General features: G+C 52.8%; 3 protein-coding genes and 2 pseudogenes. 3 read left to right on the top strand and 2 right to left on the bottom strand.

Going from position 1 to position 2,375, the window contains the following annotated elements:
- Positions 1 to 185: 185 nt before the first annotated feature.
- Positions 186 to 347: pseudogene (locus tag AC1DLB_RS27780) on the bottom strand (DMT family transporter); the annotation flags it as partial.
- 79 nt (positions 348 to 426) lie between these two features.
- On the opposite strand from AC1DLB_RS27780, the gene AC1DLB_RS27775 reads away from it, so the two are divergent.
- The 3 genes and pseudogenes from AC1DLB_RS27775 to AC1DLB_RS27765 form a co-directional block, all read left to right on the top strand.
- On the top strand, positions 427 to 582 hold the full coding sequence (locus AC1DLB_RS27775; protein WP_155944828.1) for a hypothetical protein: 156 nt from the start codon (positions 427 to 429) through the stop codon (positions 580 to 582).
- 130 nt (positions 583 to 712) lie between these two features.
- Entirely contained in the window at positions 713 to 1,369 is a 657-nt protein-coding gene (locus tag AC1DLB_RS27770; RefSeq protein ID WP_477743892.1) for an HAD hydrolase-like protein, read from the top strand.
- A 114-nt stretch (positions 1,370 to 1,483) separates the two neighbouring features.
- A pseudogene (locus AC1DLB_RS27765) lies at positions 1,484 to 1,630 on the top strand (glutamine amidotransferase); the annotation flags it as partial.
- Between the two features lie 269 nt (positions 1,631 to 1,899).
- Here AC1DLB_RS27765 and AC1DLB_RS27760 read toward each other — a convergent pair.
- Positions 1,900 to 2,061: a hypothetical protein gene (locus AC1DLB_RS27760; protein WP_018927603.1), complete on the bottom strand. Its 162-nt coding sequence runs from the start codon at positions 2,059 to 2,061 to the stop codon at positions 1,900 to 1,902.
- Positions 2,062 to 2,375 lie beyond the last annotated feature (314 nt).

Below are 2,375 nucleotides of genomic sequence, written 5' to 3'. Positions count from 1 at the left end.
CTGATGCACAGCGTGGCCTCGCGTGTTCTCTAGCCTTCTTCGACTGGACGTGGTTGGGGTGCGGTAGGTTCAGTGGAGATTGCTGGGGCTTAGAGGGGCTGCTCGCTCGCATCCCCAGAAACGACAAAGCCCTGAAAACACTTCAAAACCACTGATTGCTAAAGCAATCAGGATCCGAAAGTAGCTCACTCGGTCGAAGGGACGGATGCTTTGCTGCCCAAGCGGATCAGCTCATTGGAAAAACACAGGCCGACGATGATCAGTACCGCTCCCGCGTACAGGCTTTCGCGCGGTACTTCATTGAGCACCACAAACGCCAGCAGCGCGGCGAACAACGGCTCGGTCAGCATTGCATTGATGACGATCCCTGTCGCTGATTTGTCGTTCGATAGAATGCCGCCCCACATCGATGGGACGTTTACTCCCATGCATCGCCGTGAAGGAGTGCTGAAGCGGATGGTTGAGGTGATTGCGGGTGGCGAGAAAAACGACTTTGGCCTTGGCAATCATCGGAATATGCTCGGCGAGCTCGATAAATCAAGTCAAGGCCTTGAAGGTAGTCAGATACGGCAACAGCGTTAAGCCACTTACTCCTTCCGGGCAGATTCCGGAGCAGGGATAATGCGCCTTTCCCACCAATCGGGTGAATCAATCGCCCAGCACAAGCAGCCGCCCGGACTCGGCTGCCAGCACTACAGGAAGGAGCTTTTACATGTCATACCGGCTTGCCATTTTCGACTTCGACGGCACGCTCGCTGATTCTTTTCCGTTCTTTGTTTCGGTGTTCAACCAGGTCGCTGACAGGCACGCATTCAGTCGAATTCACCCGCAAGAGTTGGACGGTCTGCGCAAGCAGGGGGCTCGGGAGATCATGGCTCATATCGGAATGCCTCGCTGGAAGTTGCCTCTGGTGGCGCGAACCTTCATGAGCTTGATGAAGAAACATCGAAGCTCGATCCCACTGTTCAATAACATTGCAAATACCCTCGCCCATCTTGACGAGAGAGGACTGATTATGGCGGTGGTATCTTCTAACTCCCAAGAAAATATCAAGCAAATTTTGGGCTCCAGCTGTCAACATATCCGGGCCTTCGAGTGCGGCGCCTCCATTTTCGGCAAGGCGTCTCGCTTGCGCCGTGTCATGCGCAAATTCGACGTGGCGCAAGAGGAAGTTATCTACATCGGCGACCAACCTACGGATGGTGAAGCAGCAGCGACTGCCGGTATCGCCTTTGGTGCGGTCGCCTGGGGGTATGGAGCATATGATGCATTCCACAGTCTTCAGTCCCATGAGTGGTTCGCCGATGTGAGCGAATTACGGCGACTGGCAGGAAGTGATACGCACCTTGAGTCATCCGCAAGTTTATAGGCTTGACCATTGAGTGGCGATTTCAGTCGATTTCAACAATCAGCCTCTGGCCGAAAGCTGTCAGTGGTGAGGGGAAACTTTCGACCCAAGGCAGCCGTTGAGACCTATGTGTTGTCGCTTTTAGCTGTGGTTACTGACCGCATCATAACTGCGCCAGGTCCTGCTCCCGTTAGCTTTACCTGCGCAGTGTTCGAAGCTGCCGGGTTATCTTCAGAGATCATTTCTCAGTTCAGGTCAATGTTGGCAGCAGAACACGGGTGACCGCTTCGTCCTGAAAAAACAGCCAACCAGGTGATGTGCTCGAGTGTCCGCTCTTGGCCGATTCTGTTGAAAAAGTCGGCTTCGGTTTCCACGGCAGAAAAGTACGTGCCTGAGATTTAAATCTGTGTTTTGGGCAGAAGGTTCAGGACTCGGATTTCAATCTCGGACGCGTACTTTTCTGATGCGCAAACCAAGGCCGACTTTTTCAACAGAATCGGCCCGAAAACTTCAAAAAAATGCCCGGACTTAGCCGGGCTCGTTAAAAAAATTCAGCGCGAATCCACCTCTTTCGCGATCTCGACGGATGATTTTTCCCTGCGCCTCTGAAGCCAGCTATAGAACGCATGTACCGGATGGAGGACGGCGGTAAGCACGCCAAGCAGCAAGATGATGAAAATGATGATCAGCGGGATGCTTTCGTGCGAGAACATGGTGGGTTACTCCTGTATTCACTATGTCGGAACCCACAGGCTAGACGCATAGAACAATGTTTTTGATGAACGTATATTCATCCTCGGGTTCGTCAATTGTGCTACGGGGAGAGTCGCCAAACTGATTATGAATGTGCTTTGTACGGTGGCTGTGGCGAGGCCGAGATCTACTGCTTAAGCATCAAACTGCGCCATAGGATCACAGTTGGTGCAACAGGCACGACGTCCGTTTGCTGCGCTTCCTGTTTCGGCAACTCTAGTGTCGTCAACTCGCTCAGCCCGGATGAAGAATGCTGGTGTGCTAAAAGTTGCTC

The sequence above is a fragment of the Pseudomonas sp. 05N434 genome (genome assembly GCF_056396965.1).
Note: the sequence above shows the minus strand (reverse complement) of the source record. Positions and strands in the feature narration are given on the sequence as shown.

Bases quoted from the DNA above. Each gene is read 5' to 3' on its own strand.
- AC1DLB_RS27775 (WP_155944828.1), top strand. From the start codon at position 427: ATGCATCGCCGTGAAGGAGTGCTGAAGCGGATGGTTGAGGTGATTGCG.
- AC1DLB_RS27770 (WP_477743892.1), top strand. From the start codon at position 713: ATGTCATACCGGCTTGCCATTTTCGACTTCGACGGCACGCTCGCTGAT.
- AC1DLB_RS27760 (WP_018927603.1), bottom strand. From the start codon at position 2,061: ATGTTCTCGCACGAAAGCATCCCGCTGATCATCATTTTCATCATCTTG.